Source organism: Streptomyces sp. NPDC059852 (assembly GCF_042731455.1).
Classification (GTDB): domain Bacteria; phylum Actinomycetota; class Actinomycetes; order Streptomycetales; family Streptomycetaceae; genus Streptomyces.
In genome coordinates, this window is record NZ_JBHWJK010000010.1 from 195,670 (window position 1) to 210,581 (window position 14,912).

General features: G+C 74.6%; 14 protein-coding genes. 9 read left to right on the top strand and 5 right to left on the bottom strand.

The features are described from left to right. Window positions 1–61 precede the first annotated feature (61 nt). The gene (locus tag ACFV46_RS15995; RefSeq protein WP_385498592.1) at window positions 62–1,522 is read left to right on the top strand and encodes a hypothetical protein; all 1,461 of its coding nucleotides are present in this window, start codon (window positions 62–64) and stop codon (window positions 1,520–1,522) included. An 83-nt stretch (window positions 1,523–1,605) separates the two neighbouring features. Here ACFV46_RS15995 and ACFV46_RS16000 read toward each other — a convergent pair whose 3' ends face one another. Continuing rightward, window positions 1,606–2,940 carry a PH domain-containing protein gene (locus tag ACFV46_RS16000; RefSeq protein WP_385498594.1) on the bottom strand — a complete coding sequence of 445 codons (1,335 nt, stop codon included), beginning with the start codon at window positions 2,938–2,940 and terminating at the stop codon, window positions 1,606–1,608. Next, on the bottom strand, window positions 2,937–3,455 hold the full coding sequence (locus ACFV46_RS16005) for a PH domain-containing protein (protein ID WP_385498595.1): 519 nt from the start codon (window positions 3,453–3,455) through the stop codon (window positions 2,937–2,939). The genes ACFV46_RS16000 and ACFV46_RS16005 overlap by 4 nt, the downstream gene beginning before the upstream one ends. A 31-nt stretch (window positions 3,456–3,486) precedes the next feature. On the opposite strand from ACFV46_RS16005, the gene ACFV46_RS16010 reads away from it, so the two are divergent. After that, window positions 3,487–4,638 (top strand): NADH-quinone oxidoreductase subunit D, encoded by a 1,152-nt coding sequence (locus tag ACFV46_RS16010; RefSeq protein WP_361931423.1) that lies wholly within the window; start codon window positions 3,487–3,489, stop codon window positions 4,636–4,638. 19 nt (window positions 4,639–4,657) lie between these two features. Here the strand turns inward: ACFV46_RS16010 and ACFV46_RS16015 are convergent, their stop codons facing one another. Beyond that, window positions 4,658–5,656 (bottom strand): SAM-dependent methyltransferase, encoded by a 999-nt coding sequence (locus ACFV46_RS16015; RefSeq protein WP_385498596.1) that lies wholly within the window; start codon window positions 5,654–5,656, stop codon window positions 4,658–4,660. Between the two features lie 129 nt (window positions 5,657–5,785). Here ACFV46_RS16015 and ACFV46_RS16020 point away from each other — a divergent pair, with 129 nt between their 5' ends. The 3 genes from ACFV46_RS16020 to ACFV46_RS16030 all read left to right on the top strand — a co-directional run bounded on the left by ACFV46_RS16020 (window position 5,786) and on the right by ACFV46_RS16030 (window position 8,412). Beyond that, window positions 5,786–7,003, top strand: a complete 1,218-nt coding sequence (locus tag ACFV46_RS16020) for a sensor histidine kinase (RefSeq protein WP_361931418.1) — start codon at window positions 5,786–5,788, stop codon at window positions 7,001–7,003. 80 nt (window positions 7,004–7,083) lie between these two features. Continuing rightward, window positions 7,084–7,755 (top strand): response regulator transcription factor, encoded by a 672-nt coding sequence (locus ACFV46_RS16025; protein WP_361931415.1) that lies wholly within the window; start codon window positions 7,084–7,086, stop codon window positions 7,753–7,755. A 24-nt stretch (window positions 7,756–7,779) separates the two neighbouring features. After that, complete coding sequence (locus ACFV46_RS16030; protein ID WP_385498597.1) at window positions 7,780–8,412, top strand: AAA family ATPase; 633 nt, start codon at window positions 7,780–7,782, stop codon at window positions 8,410–8,412. 24 nt (window positions 8,413–8,436) lie between these two features. On the opposite strand, the gene ACFV46_RS16035 is transcribed toward ACFV46_RS16030, so the two are convergent. Beyond that, window positions 8,437–9,540, bottom strand: coding sequence for a DUF5937 family protein (locus ACFV46_RS16035; RefSeq protein WP_361931410.1), 1,104 nt, complete (start codon window positions 9,538–9,540; stop codon window positions 8,437–8,439). Window positions 9,541–9,694: 154 nt separating this feature from the next. Between ACFV46_RS16035 and ACFV46_RS16040 the strand changes: the two genes are divergently transcribed. Next, complete coding sequence (locus ACFV46_RS16040; RefSeq protein WP_385498599.1) at window positions 9,695–9,892, top strand: hypothetical protein; 198 nt, start codon at window positions 9,695–9,697, stop codon at window positions 9,890–9,892. Here ACFV46_RS16040 and ACFV46_RS16045 read toward each other — a convergent pair. Further along, entirely contained in the window at window positions 9,889–11,094 is a 1,206-nt protein-coding gene (locus ACFV46_RS16045) for a threonine aldolase family protein (RefSeq protein ID WP_385498601.1), read from the bottom strand. The genes ACFV46_RS16040 and ACFV46_RS16045 overlap by 4 nt on opposite strands. 195 nt (window positions 11,095–11,289) lie before the next feature. Here ACFV46_RS16045 and ACFV46_RS16050 point away from each other — a divergent pair, with 195 nt between their 5' ends. Genes ACFV46_RS16050 through ACFV46_RS16060 form a run of 3 tightly spaced genes read left to right on the top strand, consistent with a single transcriptional unit; the run spans window position 11,290 to window position 14,911 of the window. Next, window positions 11,290–12,219 carry a Rossmann-like and DUF2520 domain-containing protein gene (locus ACFV46_RS16050; protein WP_385498602.1) on the top strand — a complete coding sequence of 310 codons (930 nt, stop codon included), beginning with the start codon at window positions 11,290–11,292 and terminating at the stop codon, window positions 12,217–12,219. Further along, window positions 12,216–13,208: a pantoate--beta-alanine ligase gene (panC, locus tag ACFV46_RS16055; protein WP_385498603.1), complete on the top strand. Its 993-nt coding sequence runs from the start codon at window positions 12,216–12,218 to the stop codon at window positions 13,206–13,208. The genes ACFV46_RS16050 and panC overlap by 4 nt, the downstream gene beginning before the upstream one ends. Further along, entirely contained in the window at window positions 13,205–14,911 is a 1,707-nt protein-coding gene (locus ACFV46_RS16060) for an L-aspartate oxidase (protein ID WP_361931399.1), read from the top strand. The genes panC and ACFV46_RS16060 overlap by 4 nt, the downstream gene beginning before the upstream one ends. Window position 14,912 lies beyond the last annotated feature (1 nt).

Genomic DNA, 14,912 nt, shown 5'->3' on the forward strand with positions numbered 1-14,912 from the left:
ATGGCCGTGTTTTTACGGGGCGGGGCTCCAAGAATCGCCTACGCGCGGTAAGTTTCTGGCCATGCCACGTGGACGTCACCGTCATTCCCCGCCCCTGCACAGGGTGCTGCCCCCGTCGGCGATCGCAGGCGTGTCCGTCGTCTGGGCGCTGGCGCCCTGGGTGTTCACCGAACCCGTCGTGCTGCGCGGCCTGGCCGCGGCCGCCGCGGCCACCGCGGTCGTCGGCGCGGTCGTCATGCGCCGCTGGGACGCCCAGGCGGGCAAACAGGTCGCCGACCTCACGCGCGCGCGGGCGAGCGACGAGTGGCGGCACGAGGAACGCGTCGCCGAACTGGAGACCGACCTCGACGAGTCCCGGGAGCTGCGCCAGAAGCTGGAGCAGCGGCTGCGCGCCAAGCGGGCCGAGCTCGCGAAGCTGCGCAACGAGCACGCGGCCCTGCTGCGCCGTTACGCCACCGCGGAGACCGAGCGGGCGAGCGTCCTGGAGGAGCGCCGGGTCCTGGAGATAGAGGCGACCACGCCCGCGCGCGCCCTGCCGCCGGGCGCCCCCGCTGCCGACGGGGCTGTGGCTGCCCCGGCCGGCGAGGACACCGCGGCGGCCGAGGCGGCGGCGGACGCGGAGGCGCTGGACGAGGCCGGAGCCGTGGCGCCGGACGAGGCCGCGTCGGAGGACGGGGAGTCCGGCGAGGAGGCCCCGGCGGTCTTCTCCCCCGAGGGTTCCCACCTGTTCCTGCGGGCGAAGTCGGCGCTGTCGCGGTTCGACGAGGACGTGCAGGACGCCGAGGACACGCAGGACGCGCAGGACGCGCAGGCCGCGCAGGACGGCGAGGCGGACGGGAGCGCGGACGCGGAAGCCACCGGCGCACCGGAAGCCGCCGGGGACTCGGCCGAGGAACCGGCGGACGACTCCGCGCCCCAGGACACCGTCACCGACAACGCCACCGCCGAGGACACCGACGGGACCTCGCCGAACGACGAGCCCCCGCACCATGTCCCGCCGCAGGGCCCCTCCGGCCGGAGGAGCGTGAAGACCGGCGCGGGCGCGCCCGAGACGGCGCGCTCAGCGGCGTCCGAGACGGAGCGCGCGCCGGAGGACGACCCGCAGGGGAAGTCCGGGGCGGCCGACGGGCACGAGCACGCGGCCGCCACCACCCCGGCCGGCGCGTCCGCCCCGGCCCAGCCCGCGCTGCCGCCGGCCCGGCGCCCCTCGGGCCACTTCATCGCGCCGACCGCGGTGGCCGTCGTCCCGGGGACACCCGCACGGCGTCCCACGGTCGAGGGCGGCTTCGACTTCTTCGGCACCCAGAAGGAGACCGGGCCCGCCGCGCTGGAGTCCGTGCAGAACGAGGACCTGGCCGACGTGGTCGGCGAGGAGGCGCTCGCCCTGCACAAGGCCGAGGCGGAGGCGGAGTTCAAGCCCGCCGACGACCGGTCCCGCGGCGTCGGCCAGGTCATCGACCTGACGGCCCACGACGAGACCGAGCACATCGACGTGCAGGGACTGCGCAGCGCGGTCTCCTGACCCGTGCGAAGGGGCGCCGGGGACGAGGGTCCCCGGCGCCCCTTCGTGCTCTCACGCCGTCCTTCTCACGCCATCCGGTTCGCTCACGCCATCCAGCGGTCCGGCCGCGCGTCCCGGCGTCCGGTGCGGGACCGCTCGGCCTGCGTGCGCAGCAGCTCGGCGGCCTCGTCCGCGTCCCTGAGCCGTGCGGTGACGGTCTTGCCGGCCCCGGTGTCCACGTGCACGTCGGCGACGTTCCAGCGCCGCTCCCAGGGCCCCTGGGTGAGCCGTACGCTCTGCACCTTCGCGTGCGGGACGAGGGCCAGGCTGCGGCTCAACAGACCCGAGCGGGCCGCGAACACCGTGTCCGTGACGGCCAGTCCGTGCCCGCGCCACCACAGCGGCACACAGCGGCGCGCACGCCTGGGCGGACGCGCCAGAGCCTCCCGCGGCGGGACGGTCACCCCGGGCAGCACCCGGGCGACGACCGACTCGGCGATCTCGCGCGGGGCGACCGGCAGCAGCACCGAGTTGGACGAGCCCGCCACGTCCAGCTCCACCCGCACCCAGCCGCGCCGCCGCCACAGCAGCGGCTCCACCAGCCGTACGGTCTGCACCCGGCCCGGCGGCACCGTCTCGTGGGCGCGGTCGAGCAGGCCGTGGTCGAGGCGCAGACCGTCCGGCGACTCGCCCACCGTCCAGTCGTACTCGGTGACGAACCGTCCGACGCTGGCCGCGCCCGCCGCGCCGACCAGCGGGACCGCGGTGGCGAGGACCGTCCACGCGCTCTCCGTGACCAGCCACAGGACGGTCGGCACGATGAGCGCGGCGGCCAGCGCGCCCCAGGTCGCGCCGGTCAGGACGAGCGAGACGGCGAGGACGCGCGGCGGCACCCGCAGCAGTTCCCGGGAGGGGGCCTCGCCCACCTCGTGCGCGGTCTCCGGCGCGAACCCGGCGGCGCGCGCCAGGAGTTCCGCGCGCAGGGCGCGCGCCTCCTCCGCCCCGAGGAAGGCGAGCTCGTCCTTCTTGTCCGCGCCGACGACATCCAGCTTCAGCTTGGCGACGCCCGCCACGCGCGCGAGGAGCGGCTGGGTGACGTCGATGGCCTGGATGCGCTCCAGCCGGATGTGCGCGGTGCGCCGGAACACCAGGCCCGTACGGATGCGCAGTTCGGAGTCGGTGACGGCGAAGTGCGTGTACCACCAGGTGAGGAAGCCGTAGAGGGCGGCGGCCGGGACCAGCACCGCGAGCGCGATCAGCAGGGTCGTGGTCGTCAGCCGGGTCAGCTGGCGCTGCGCCTGGTCGGGGTCGTGCACCGCCCACCCGATGAGTACGGCGACGGGCGCCCACGCGCGCCTGAGCGGCGTCACGGGGTGCAGCCGGCGCTCCGGCACGGCCCGTGCCTCGCGCAGGGCGCCGTCGACGCCCGGGGCCGTCACAGGCCCGCCGATCGGGCCTCGCCCAGCTCGGTGAGCCGGTCCCGCAGCCGTTCCGCCTCGGCCGGGTCGAGGCCGGGGATGGTGGCGTCGGTCGCGGCGGCGGCCGTGTGCAGTTGCACGCTGGCCAGCCCGAAGTGACGTTCCACCGGCCCGGAGGTCACCTCCACCAGCTGCATGCGGCCGTACGGCACGACCGTCTCCTCACGCCACAGCACGCCCCGGCTGATCAGCAGGTCGTCGGCGCGCTCGGCGTAGCGCCAGGAACGCCAGTTGCGTCCGAGCATCACCCAGCCCCACACCATGAGGGCCAGCGGCAGTACGGCGAACGCCGCCCAGCCGGGCCCGGCGAGCCAGCCGAGCAGCACGCCCAGGCCGGCCGTCAGCAACCCCAGCCACACCACCAGCAGCAGCCGGCGCATCCGCAGCAGCCCCGGCGGCAGCGCGGTCCACACCGGCTCGTCCCCCGTGCGCGCGTCCCGCGTGATTCCCGTGTCGTTCGGGCTCCCCGTCTCCATGGGGCCAGCGTACGTAGGGGAGACTGGGGCCATGACTCCTACGACGGAGACCATGGTCGGTATCGGCGGCGCCGCGGAGAGCACCGACATGGTGCTCAACATCGGCCCCCAGCACCCCTCGACGCACGGTGTGCTGCGCCTCAAGCTCGTCCTGGACGGCGAGCGCATCACGAGTGCCGAGCCGGTGATCGGCTATATGCACCGTGGCGCGGAGAAGCTCTTCGAGGCCCGTGACTACCGCCAGATCATCATGCTCGCCAACCGGCACGACTGGCTGTCGGCCTTCTCCAACGAGCTGGGCGTCGTCCTCGCCGTGGAGCGCATGCTCGGCATGGAGGTGCCGGAGCGCGCCGTGTGGACGCGGACGCTCCTCGCGGAGCTGAACCGCGTCCTCAACCACCTGATGTTCCTCGGGTCGTACCCGCTGGAACTGGGCGGGATCACGCCGATCTTCTACGCCTTCAGCGAGCGCGAGGAACTGCAGCACGTCATGGAGGAGGTCTCCGGCGGGCGCATGCACTACATGTTCAACCGGGTGGGCGGCCTCAAGGAGGACCTTCCGGCCGGGTGGACCACGCGCGCGCGTGCCGCCGTCGCCGACGTGCGCTCCCGTATGGACCGGTTCGACGACCTGGTCCTCGGCAACGAGATCTTCCGCGGGCGCACCCGGGGCGTGGGCGCCCTCTCGCCCGAGGCCGTGCACGCGTACGGCGTGAGCGGGCCGATCGCGCGCGCCTCGGGCGTCGACCTCGACCTGCGCCGGGACGAGCCGTATCTGGCCTACGGCGACCTCGGGGACGTCCTGAAGGTGGTGACCCGCGAGGAGGGCGACTGCCTCGCCCGGTTCGAGTGCCTGCTGGAGCAGACGCACAACTCCCTCGACCTCGCGGACGCCTGCCTCGACCGGATCGCTCAGTTGCCGCCGGGGCCGATCAACCAGCGGCTGCCCAAGGTGCTGAAGGCGCCCGAGGGGCACACGTACGCGTGGACCGAGAACCCCCTCGGCATCAACGGCTACTACCTGGTCAGCAAGGGCGAGAAGACGCCGTACCGGCTGAAGCTGCGCTCGGCCTCGTACAACAACATCCAGGCGCTCGTGGAGCTGCTGCCGGGGACGCTGGTCGCGGACATGGTGGCGATCCTGGGGTCGATGTTCTTCGTGGTCGGGGACATCGACAAGTAGCCCGGCGCGCGGCGCGGGGTCAGGCGTCCAGCACGTCCGGGACGCCGGCCGGCTGGAGGAGCCAGCCGAAGTCGCCGAGCCCACCCGTCGCCGTCAGCTCGGCCGCCTCACCGGCGCTCGCGAGGGCGCGCACGTATGCGGCGGGGCGGGTGGAGGCGAGTTCCAGTGAGGGGCGTGCGCCGGTGATGCCGAGGGCGCGCAGTGCCTCGCGCTGGGTCAGCAGACGGGCGCCGGGCAGCGCGCAGGCGTCCAGGGCCACATGCGCGGTGAGATCGCACGAGCCGTCCGGCACGGGGGCCGTCTCCCGCCCGTCCCGGAAGCCCGTCAGCGTGCCGAAGGGCGGCCGTGACCGGCGCGTGTGCGCGTAGTCCACGGCGACCGCCAGGCCCCGCTCCACCGTCCCGGCCGCGGCGGCCCACGCCTCGTCCCGGGGCAGCCCGATCTCGGCGCGCAGCCCCTCGCCGCCCTCCTCGGGCAGCGGCCACCAGCGGGCGAGCCACCGGGCCTCGGCGCCGGTCACCGGGTCCCCGAGGCGTTCGGTGCCGTCCCGCCGGACCAGCACCCGGCGCGGCACTCCGGCGGAGTCCACCTCGGCGACGTCGACCGGGACGTTGTCCAGCCACTCGTTGGCGAACAGCAGCCCTGTGATCCGCCGCGGGGGCTCGGCCAGCCACGTGACCCGGGCGTCCAGGCCCGGCGGGCGGGCGGCGATCTCGACGGCGTACGCGCGCGTGCGGGCCGCCACCCCGGCGGGGAGCGCGGCCAGCACCCCGGTCACCAGCTCGCCCCGGCCCGCCGCCATGTCGACCAGGTCCAGCGCCTCGGGCCGCCCCAGCGCCTCGTCCACGCGGCACAGCAGCCGGGCCACCGCGGCCGCGTAGAGCGGCGAGGCGTGCACGGACGTCCGGAAGTGCCCAGCCGGTCCCTCCGGGCGCCGGTAGAAGCCCTCCGGCCCGTACAGGGCGGATTCCGCCGCCGCCCGCCACCCCTGCCATCCGTCCGTCGCCCGCGCTGCCACCGGCCCAGGCTAGGGCGTTCTCCGCCGTACAGGAGAACGGGCCCTCCACCTTGCGGAGTACGCGCGCGAGGTGCGGATCGGCCCTCCGGTTGACCCTTGCACGCATCCGGTGTCCCTACGCTGGGTTACGTGCAGCGCCTCTATGACTTCCTCCGCAGGCACCCGACCGGGGTCGACACCTTCTGGGCCGTCCTCCTGTTCGGGATCTCCGCGGTGAGTGCGGCCGTCCAGCCGGAGGGCGGGCAGGCGGGTGGGCAGGGCACCGGGTCCGAGGCCCTCATCGTCCCGATCCTCCTGCTGCTGTCCCTGGTCATCGCGCTGCGCCGGCGGATGCCGGAGAAGATGCTGCTGCTGGCCATCGGGGTCGGGGTGCTGCAGCTCGTGCTGAACGTGGCGACCACGCCGTCCGACTTCGCCTTCCTGGTGATCACCTACACGGTCGCCGCGACCGGCGCCCGCTGGGCCTCCCGGCTCGCGCTCGGCGCGGGCCTGTGCGCGGCGCCCCTGTCCCAGCTGCGGTGGCCGGAGCAGGAGGCCACCGTCCTGAGCAACATAGCCCTGATCATCTTCCTCACGGTGCCCTTCGCGCTCGCCTGGGTGCTCGGCGACTCCATCCGCACCCGCCGCGCCTACTATGAGCAGCTGGAGGAGCGCGCGACCCGGCTGGAGAAGGAGCGCGAAGCCCAGGCGAAGGTCGCGGTCGCCGCCGAACGCGCCCGTATCGCGCGCGAGCTGCACGACGTCGTCGCGCACAACGTCTCCGTGATGGTGGTGCAGGCCGACGGCGCCGCCTACGTCCTCGACGCCGCCCCCGACCAGGCCAAGAAGGCCCTGGAGACCATCTCCTCCACAGGCCGGCAAGCCCTCGCCGAGATGCGCCGCCTGCTCGGCGTGCTGCGCACCGGCGAGCACCAGGAGACCGGCGAGTACGTCCCGCAGCCCGACGTCGAGCAGATCGACGACCTCGTCGAGCAGTGCCGCAGCTCCGGGCTGCCGGTCGACTTCAAGGTCGAGGGCACCCCGCGCCCGCTGCCCAGCGGCGTCGAGCTCACCGCGTACCGCATCGTGCAGGAGGCGCTCACCAACACCCGCAAGCACGGCGGCCCCAACGCCGGGGCGAGCGTGCGCCTGGTCTACTTCGACGACGGCCTCGGGCTGCTCGTCGAGGACGACGGCAAGGGCGCCCCGCACGAGCTGTACGAGGACGGCGGCGCCGACGGCCAGGGACACGGCCTGATCGGCATGCGCGAGCGGGTCGGCATGGTCGGCGGAACCCTGGACGCCGGGCCGCGGCCGGGCGGAGGATTCCGCATCAGCGCCCTGCTGCCGCTGAAACCGGCCCACTGACACGGTCCATTGACATGGCCCCGGAACACTCGTAGGGACCCGGAAGATCCGGAAGCCCGCAAGACACGGAAGAGGACCCGATGGCGATCCGCGTGATGCTCGTCGACGACCAGGTGCTGCTGCGCACCGGGTTCCGGATGGTGCTCGCCGCCCAGCCGGACATGGAGGTCGTCGCGGAGGCGGGGGACGGCGTCGAGGCCCTCCAGGTGCTGCGCTCGACCGCCGTCGACGTCGTCCTCATGGACGTCCGCATGCCGAAGCTGGACGGCGTGGAGACCACCCGGCGCATCTGCTCGGAGCCCGAGCCGCCCAAGGTGCTGATCCTGACCACCTTCGACCTCGACGAGTACGCGTTCTCCGGGCTGAAGGCCGGTGCCTCCGGGTTCATGCTCAAGGACGTGCCGCCCGGGGAACTGCTCGGCGCGATCCGCGCGGTGCACAGCGGCGACGCCGTGGTGGCCCCGTCGACGACCCGGCGGCTGCTGGACCGGTTCGCGCCCATGCTGCCCTCCACCGGCGGGGAGCCGAAGCACAAGGAGCTGGAGCGGCTCACCGACCGGGAGCGCGAGGTCATGGTGCTGGTCGCGCAGGGCCTGTCCAACGGCGAGATCGCGGCCCGGCTGGTGCTGTCCGAGGCCACCGTGAAGACCCACGTCGGCCGCATCCTGACCAAGCTCGGCCTGCGCGACCGCGTGCAGGTGGTCGTCCTGGCCTACGAGACGGGCCTCGTCCGCGCGGGCGGACACGGCTGAGTCCGCTCGCACTAAGGTCTGCGCATGCTCCTGTGGATCAACGGCCCCTTCGGGGGCGGCAAGACACAGACCGCGTACGAGATCAGGCGCCGGCTGCCCGGCAGCGTGGTCTGCGACCCCGAGCACGCCGGGTTCGGTCTGCGGCGCATGCTCCCGCCAAACCTGCGCGGGGACTTCCAGGACCTGGCCGCCTGGCGGCAGGGTGTCGTCGAGGTCCTCGACCTGGCCCTCACCCGGCACGACGGCGTGGTCATCGCGCCGATGACCGTCACGCACCCCGGCCACTTCGCCGAGACCGTGGGCCGGCTCCGTGAACTGGGCCACGACGTCCGGCACTTCACGCTGCTCGCCGAGCGCGAGACCGTCGTCAGGCGGCTGCGCGAGCGCGGCTTCGGGCGTCTGGCGCAGTTCGCCGCAGGGAAGGGCGGCGGCCTGCGCCGCGAGAGCTGGGCGGTGTCCCGGCTCGACCACTGCCTGGAGCGGCTGCGCGAACCCGAGTTCGCCGAGCACCTGTGGACCGACCGCACGAGCGTGCCGAGGACGGCGGACCGGATCGCCGTCCTGGCCGGGCTGGAGCTCCGGCCCAACGACGAGGGGGCGGTCCGCACGCGGCTGCGGCAGGCGGTCGTCGGGATCCGGCACATCCGCTTCGACTGACGGCGCCGCGCGTCCCGTACGCCGTCAGCGCAGCAGCGCTTCGAGGAAGTCGCTGCCGAGCCGCGCCACCGCGGTCACGTCCAGCTGGTACAGGACGTAGCGCCCCCGGCGGCGCGTGGTGATCAGGCCCGCCTTCTTGAGGACGCTCAGATGCCGGGATATCTCCGGGGCGGACATGCCGTGGATCTGGACGAGCTCGCTCGTGGTGTACGTGCTGCGCGCGAGGTTGCGGCACAGCTGCATGCGCACCGGGTGGGACAGCGCGGTCATGCGGAGGGTCAGCTGACCGACCGACGGCGGCGCCGCGATCTCCGGGGAGCCGACCGGGTAGTGCAGGACGGGCTGCCAGCCGTACCGGTGCAGCACGGTCAGATGCGGCCAGCCCAGGCTCGTCGGCACGAGCAGCAGACCGCCGTCCTTGATCAGGCTGTGGCCCTGGCGGAGCTTGTCGATCGTGATGCGTCCGGCCGCCTCGTCGAGCATCACCGCGGCGGAGATCGAGGTCAGCGCCTCGGTCAGCCCTTTGTGCCGCAGGAGGTCGGTCCTGCGGCGGGCGTCCGCCGTCAGCTGATGGCGCAGGCGGGACCAGGCGTCGGCGAAGAACGCCTCGTCGCAGTCCTCCAGGAACTGGCGCAGCCAGGCCCGGATCAGCGCCGGCTCGTCGAGCAGCCGCCTCGTGAACCGCAGCTGCTGCGGCCCGCGCGCGGCGGCCAGCTCCAGGGAGCGGCGGCGCAGCTCGGCGTCGGCCAGCACGCTCCGGCTCGGCGTGCCATAGGGCAGGGCGCAGGTGAACTCCAGGGCCGCGTCCACGAACTGCTCGTCGGAGAGCTTGTCCAGCAGATCCAGCTCCTCGGCGAGCGTGGCCCCGGGCAGGGCTCCGCCCGGGACGCCCGCGTAGGGCAGGAACAGGTCCGAGAACGTCGTCCGCCACAGGAAGTCGGCCTCGCACATCCGGTCGGCCAGATGCGGGTCGAGGCGGGCGGTCACGCCCGTCACCCAGCCCTGGAGGCCCGGGTGGTGCCCCGGCTCGGACAGCGCGTGCAGCGCCATGCCGAGCTCGGCGAGGGGGGAGGGCACGACGGCGACCCTCTCCGGCCGCAGCCCCGCGATGTCGATGCTCACGCTCATGCCCTCATGGTGCACCCCGCCACCGACAACGCCGCCGCCGATTGACGGCGGCCGTCAATCGACGCGACAGCGGACCGGACCCGGAGCAGTCTGGGAGGTCCGAAGGGGCCACGGAGCCGCCCGTCGTCCCGCGACCGGGAGAGGGCGATCGGCCATGAGCAGCATCCAGGACCACCTCCTCGACACCCACCGGGCCCGGTGGCTCGGTGAGGCGGAGCCCCCGGCCCCGGGCAGCCACGACCGGCGGGTCCTGCGTGAGCTCCGCGAGCTGCGGGAGTTCCGGGCCGTCGTGACGGGCCGCCCCGCGCGCGGACCGGTCCGGCGGACCCTGGACCGGTGGCGGCACGCCTAAGCGGTGTCCCGGCCGCCGGCCTCGAGCAGCCGGGCCGCGAACCCGGCGACGGCCTCCCGTACGTCGTCGGCCGACCAGTCGAGCCCGGCGGCCTCGACGGCGACCTCGGTGAAGGCCAGCCCGGGGCCCGCGGCCTGCCACGCGCGGGCGAACAGGAACGTCCCGGTCTCCTCCGCCTGCCGGACGGCGGCCTCCGTGAGCACGTCGGCGTCGTACGGCAGCCACACCTGGAACTGGTGGGTGTGCGGCGGCTCGGGGTGGACCCGCGCCCACGGCACGCCGGCCGCCGCCAGCCCCTCGCGCAGCGCGGCGGCGACCACGCGCGCGTGGGCGACGTACTCGGGCAGCCGGGGCAGCCGCGTCTCCAGGCCCACCAATGCCGACAGGGCGGTGGGGAACTGCTGGAAGACCTGGCCGCCGTAGCGGTGCCGCCAGGTCTTCGCCTCCTCGATCAAGGTGCCGGGGCCCGCCAGAGCGGCGCCCCCGAAGGCTTCGAGCGACTTGTAGAACGACACGTACACGCTGTCCGCCAGGCCCGCGATCTCCACCAGCGGGCGGCCGAGGTGGACCGTGGACTCCCACAGCCGGGCGCCGTCGAAGTGCACCACCGCGTCCCGCTCGCGCGCCGCCTCCACTACCTCGGTCAGCTCCTCCCAGGTGGGCAGCACGAACCCGGGCTCCCGCAGGGGCAGCTCGACCATGAGCGTCCCGAAGGGCTCCGCGAGGTTCCGCACCTCGGCGGCCGTCGGTATCCGCGGCTCGGACGTCACCCGCACCGGGCGCAGGCCGCTGACCTGGCTGAGCGCGTCCCCTTCGTGCACCACTGGATGGCTCAGCGCGTGCAGGGCGACCGCCGGGTTCCCGGTGCGGCCCGCCCAGCAGCGCAGGGCGATCTGCTGGGCCATGGTGCCGGTCGGGAAGAACGCGGCGGCCTCCATGCCGAGCAGCCCGGCGACCTTCTCCTCCAGTGCCTCGACGACGCGGTTGCCGTAGACGTCCGACGGCTCGTCCAGGTCGTACACGTCCTGGGCCGCGTCCAGCAGGGCCAGGCGTTCCCGCAGGGTCTGCTGGAACCCGTGGCGCGCGAGCACGCGCGATGCGGTGCGCTGAGCCGTGACGCGCCGCTCGCGCAACCGCTCCCGGCGTTCCTCGTCCGACGTGTCGTCCTGCTGGTGGCCGCGCCGCGGCTGCGTGTCGCTCATCCGGGGATGATCCCGTACGGCGGTGCGCGCGAGCACCCGGATTACGCGGCACCGGCCGCCTTCGGCCCCCGATTCCGGGGTCGTGCGATGGCCCACAGCCTGTGGACGACCGGACCCCGCCGGAACCAATCGCGTTAACATGACGAGAAATCGTCCGGTACCCCGAGCGGACTGGAACGGGAAGGCCACCGTCGAGTGAGTACAAGCCAGCAGCCGGATCCCAGGGACCGCCCCGCGCGGCTCACCGTCGGTGTCGTCGGCGCCGGTCGCGTGGGCCCCGCGCTCGCCGCGTCCCTCCAACTGGCCGGACACCGCCCGGTCGCCGTCTCGGGGGTCTCCGACGCCTCCCGGCGCCGCGCCGAACACCTGCTGCCGGGGGTGCCGCTGGTGCCGCCGGCCGAGGTCCTGGCGCGCTCCGAGCTCGTGCTGCTGACCGTGCCCGACGACGCCCTGCCCGGCCTGGTCGAAGGACTGGCCGAGACCGGCGCGGTCCGCCCCGGCCAGCTGCTCGTGCACACCTCCGGGCGGTACGGCGCGAAGGTCCTGGACCCCGCCCTGCGCGCGGGCGCGCTGCCGCTGGCCCTGCATCCGGCGATGACCTTCACCGGCACCCCCGTCGACGTCCAGCGCCTGGCCGGCTGCTCCTTCGGCGTCACCGCCCCGGAGGAGCTGCGGCTGGCCGCCGAGGCCCTCGTCATCGAGATGGGCGGCGAGCCCGAGTGGATCGCCGAGGAGCGGCGCCCGCTCTACCACGCGGCCCTCGCCCTCGGTGCGAACCACCTGGTCACCCTGGTCGCCCAGTCCATGGAGCTGCTGCGCGAGGCGGGCGTGGCCGCACCCGACCGGATGCTGGGCCCGCTGCTCGGCGCCGCCCTGGACAACGCCCTGCGGTCCGGCGATGCCGCCCTGACCGGCCCCGTCGCGCGCGGCGACGCGGGCACCGTCGCCGCGCACGTCACCGAGCTGCGCCGGCACGCCCCGCAGGCCGTCGCCGGCTATCTGGCGATGGCCCGCGCCACCGCCGACCGCGCCCTGGCCCACGGGCTGCTGAAACCGGAGCTCGCCGAGGACCTGCTCGGCGTGCTCGCGACCGGGACCGACGGCGCCGAGGGAGAGGCCCGATGACCACCACCCTGCTGCGCACCGCCGCCGAGCTGCACGCGCGCGTGCGTACGGGCCGCCGCGCCGTCGTGATGACGATGGGCGCCCTGCACGAGGGCCACGCCACCCTGATCCGCTCCGCCCGCCGGATCGCCGGTCCTGACGGCGAGGTCGTCGTCACGGTCTTCGTGAATCCCCTCCAGTTCGGCGCGGGCGAGGACCTCGACCGCTACCCGCGCACCCTGGACGCCGACATCGAGGTCGCCGGCCGGGCGGGCGCGGACGTCGTGTTCGCCCCGGCCGTCGACGAGGTCTACCCGGGCGGCGAGCCCCAGGTGCGGATCACCGCCGGCCCCATGGGGGAGCGGCTGGAGGGCGCCTCCCGCCCCGGCCACTTCGACGGCATGCTCACCGTCGTCGCCAAGCTGCTCCATCTGACCCGGCCGGACGTCGCCCTGTACGGGCAGAAGGACGCCCAGCAGCTCGCGCTGATCCGCCGGATGGTCGGCGACCTGAACTTCGACGTGGAGATCGTCGGCGTCCCCACCGTGCGCGAGGAGGACGGCCTCGCGCTGTCCAGCCGCAACCGCTACCTGTCGCCCAAGGAGCGGCGCACCGCGCTCGCCCTGTCGCAGGCGCTGTTCGCGGGCGCCGACCGGCACGCGGCCCAGGAGGCGCTGCGCGCGCGGGCCCGCGAGGTCCCGGCCACGCGCGCGCGTGCCGAAGCGCTCAGCGCCCTCGGCGAGTCCCGCGCCGCGGCCGACGCGCACGCCGTCGCCAAGGCCACGCCCGGCGCCGCCGCGGCCGTCCGCGCCGCCGCCCGCCTGGTCCTGGACGAGGCCGCCCGGCTCACCCCGCCGCTCGAACTGGACTACCTCGCCCTCGTCGACCCGTCCGACTTCACCGAGATCGGCGACGACTTCACCGGCGAGGCCGTCCTCGCCGTCGCCGCCCGGGTCGGCGCGACCCGGCTGATCGACAACATCACCCTCACCTTCGGAGCCGCCTCGTGACCAGCACAGGCATACGACTGCACGCGCCCGCGCCAGGGTGGGCCATCTCCGCGGACGTCGTGGTCGTCGGCTCCGGCGTGGCCGGCCTGACGGCCGCCCTGCGCTGCGAGGCGGCCGGCCTCGACACGGTCGTCGTCACCAAGGCACGCCTGGACGACGGTTCGACCCGCTGGGCCCAGGGCGGCATCGCCGCCGCGCTCGGCGAGGGCGACACCCCCGAGCAGCACCTGGACGACACCCTGGTGGCCGGCGCCGGGCTGTGCGACGAGGAGGCCGTGCGCATCCTCGTCACCGAGGGCCCCGACGCCGTCCGCCGGCTGATCGAGACCGGCGCCCACTTCGACGAGTCCTCCGAGGGCGAGCTGGAACTCACCCGCGAGGGCGGCCACCACCGCCGCCGCATCGCCCACGCGGGCGGCGACGCGACCGGCGCGGAGATCTCCCGCGCCCTGGTCGAGGCCGTCCGCGCGCGGGGCCTGCGCACCGTCGAGAACGCGCTGGTGCTCGACCTCCTCACGGACGCCGAGGGCCGTACCGCGGGCGTCACCCTGCACGTCATGGGCGAGGGGCAGCACGACGGTGTGGGCGCGGTGCACGCGCCCGCCGTGGTCCTGGCGACCGGCGGCATGGGCCAGGTCTTCTCGGCGACGACGAACCCGTCCGTGTCCACCGGCGACGGCGTGGCCCTCGCGCTGCGCGCGGGCGCCGAGGTCAGCGACCTGGAGTTCGTGCAGTTCCACCCGACCGTCCTGTTCCTCGGGCCGGAGGCGGAGGGCCAGCAGCCGCTGGTCTCCGAGGCGGTCCGCGGCGAGGGCGCCCACCTGGTCGACGCCGACGGCGTGCGCTTCATGGTCGGACAGCACGAACTGGCGGAGCTCGCGCCCCGGGACATCGTCGCCAAGGGCATCACGCGGCGGATGCTGGAGCAGGACGCGGAGCACATGTTCCTCGACGCCCGGCACTTCGGCGCCGAGATGTGGGAGCACCGCTTCCCGACGATCCTGGCCGCCTGCCGGGCGCACGGCATCGACCCCGTCACCGCGCCCATCCCGGTCGCCCCGGCCGCCCACTACGCCTCGGGTGGCGTGCGCACCGACCCCCGGGGCCGTACGACGGTCCCCGGCCTGTACGCGTGCGGCGAGGTGGCCTGCACCGGTGTGCACGGCGCCAACCGCCTCGCGTCGAACTCGCTCCTCGAAGGGCTCGTCTACGCCGAGCGCATCGCCGCCGACATCGCCGGGGCCCGCGCGGCCGACGGCCTGCCCGCGCGCGTGCCGCAGCCCGTGCCGCACGCGGAGACCGGGCACCCCCTGCTCGCCCCCGAGGCCCGTTTCGCGATCCAGCGGATCATGACCGAGGGCGCCGGCGTGATCCGCTCCGAGGCCTCCCTCACCGAGGCCGCCGAGCGGATCGAGCGGCTGCGCGCCGAGGCCCGGGACGCCCTCCTGGAGAACGGCAAGACCGCCGAGCCCGGCGTCGACACCTGGGAGGCCACGAACCTGCTGTGCGTGGCCCGCGCCCTGGTGGCCGCCGCCCGGCTGCGCCAGGAGACCCGGGGCTGCCACTGGCGCGAGGACCGGCCCGACCGCGACGACACGGCCTGGCGGCGCCACATCGTCGTACGGCTGAACCCCGACCGCACACTTGCCGTGCACACCACCGACACCGCAGACCTCCCCCCGACCCGGCCCCAGGAGCAGTGAC

Coding starts and splice junctions, on each gene's coding strand:
- ACFV46_RS16045 (WP_385498601.1), bottom strand. CDS start 11,094: ATGAGCGACACGCAGCCGCGGCGCGGCCACCAGCAGGACGACACGTCG.
- ACFV46_RS15995 (WP_385498592.1), top strand. CDS start 62: ATGCCACGTGGACGTCACCGTCATTCCCCGCCCCTGCACAGGGTGCTG.
- ACFV46_RS16030 (WP_385498597.1), top strand. CDS start 7,780: ATGCTCCTGTGGATCAACGGCCCCTTCGGGGGCGGCAAGACACAGACC.
- ACFV46_RS16010 (WP_361931423.1), top strand. CDS start 3,487: ATGACTCCTACGACGGAGACCATGGTCGGTATCGGCGGCGCCGCGGAG.
- ACFV46_RS16025 (WP_361931415.1), top strand. CDS start 7,084: ATGGCGATCCGCGTGATGCTCGTCGACGACCAGGTGCTGCTGCGCACC.
- ACFV46_RS16040 (WP_385498599.1), top strand. CDS start 9,695: ATGAGCAGCATCCAGGACCACCTCCTCGACACCCACCGGGCCCGGTGG.
- ACFV46_RS16005 (WP_385498595.1), bottom strand. CDS start 3,455: ATGGAGACGGGGAGCCCGAACGACACGGGAATCACGCGGGACGCGCGC.
- ACFV46_RS16035 (WP_361931410.1), bottom strand. CDS start 9,540: ATGAGCGTGAGCATCGACATCGCGGGGCTGCGGCCGGAGAGGGTCGCC.
- panC (WP_385498603.1), top strand. CDS start 12,216: ATGACCACCACCCTGCTGCGCACCGCCGCCGAGCTGCACGCGCGCGTG.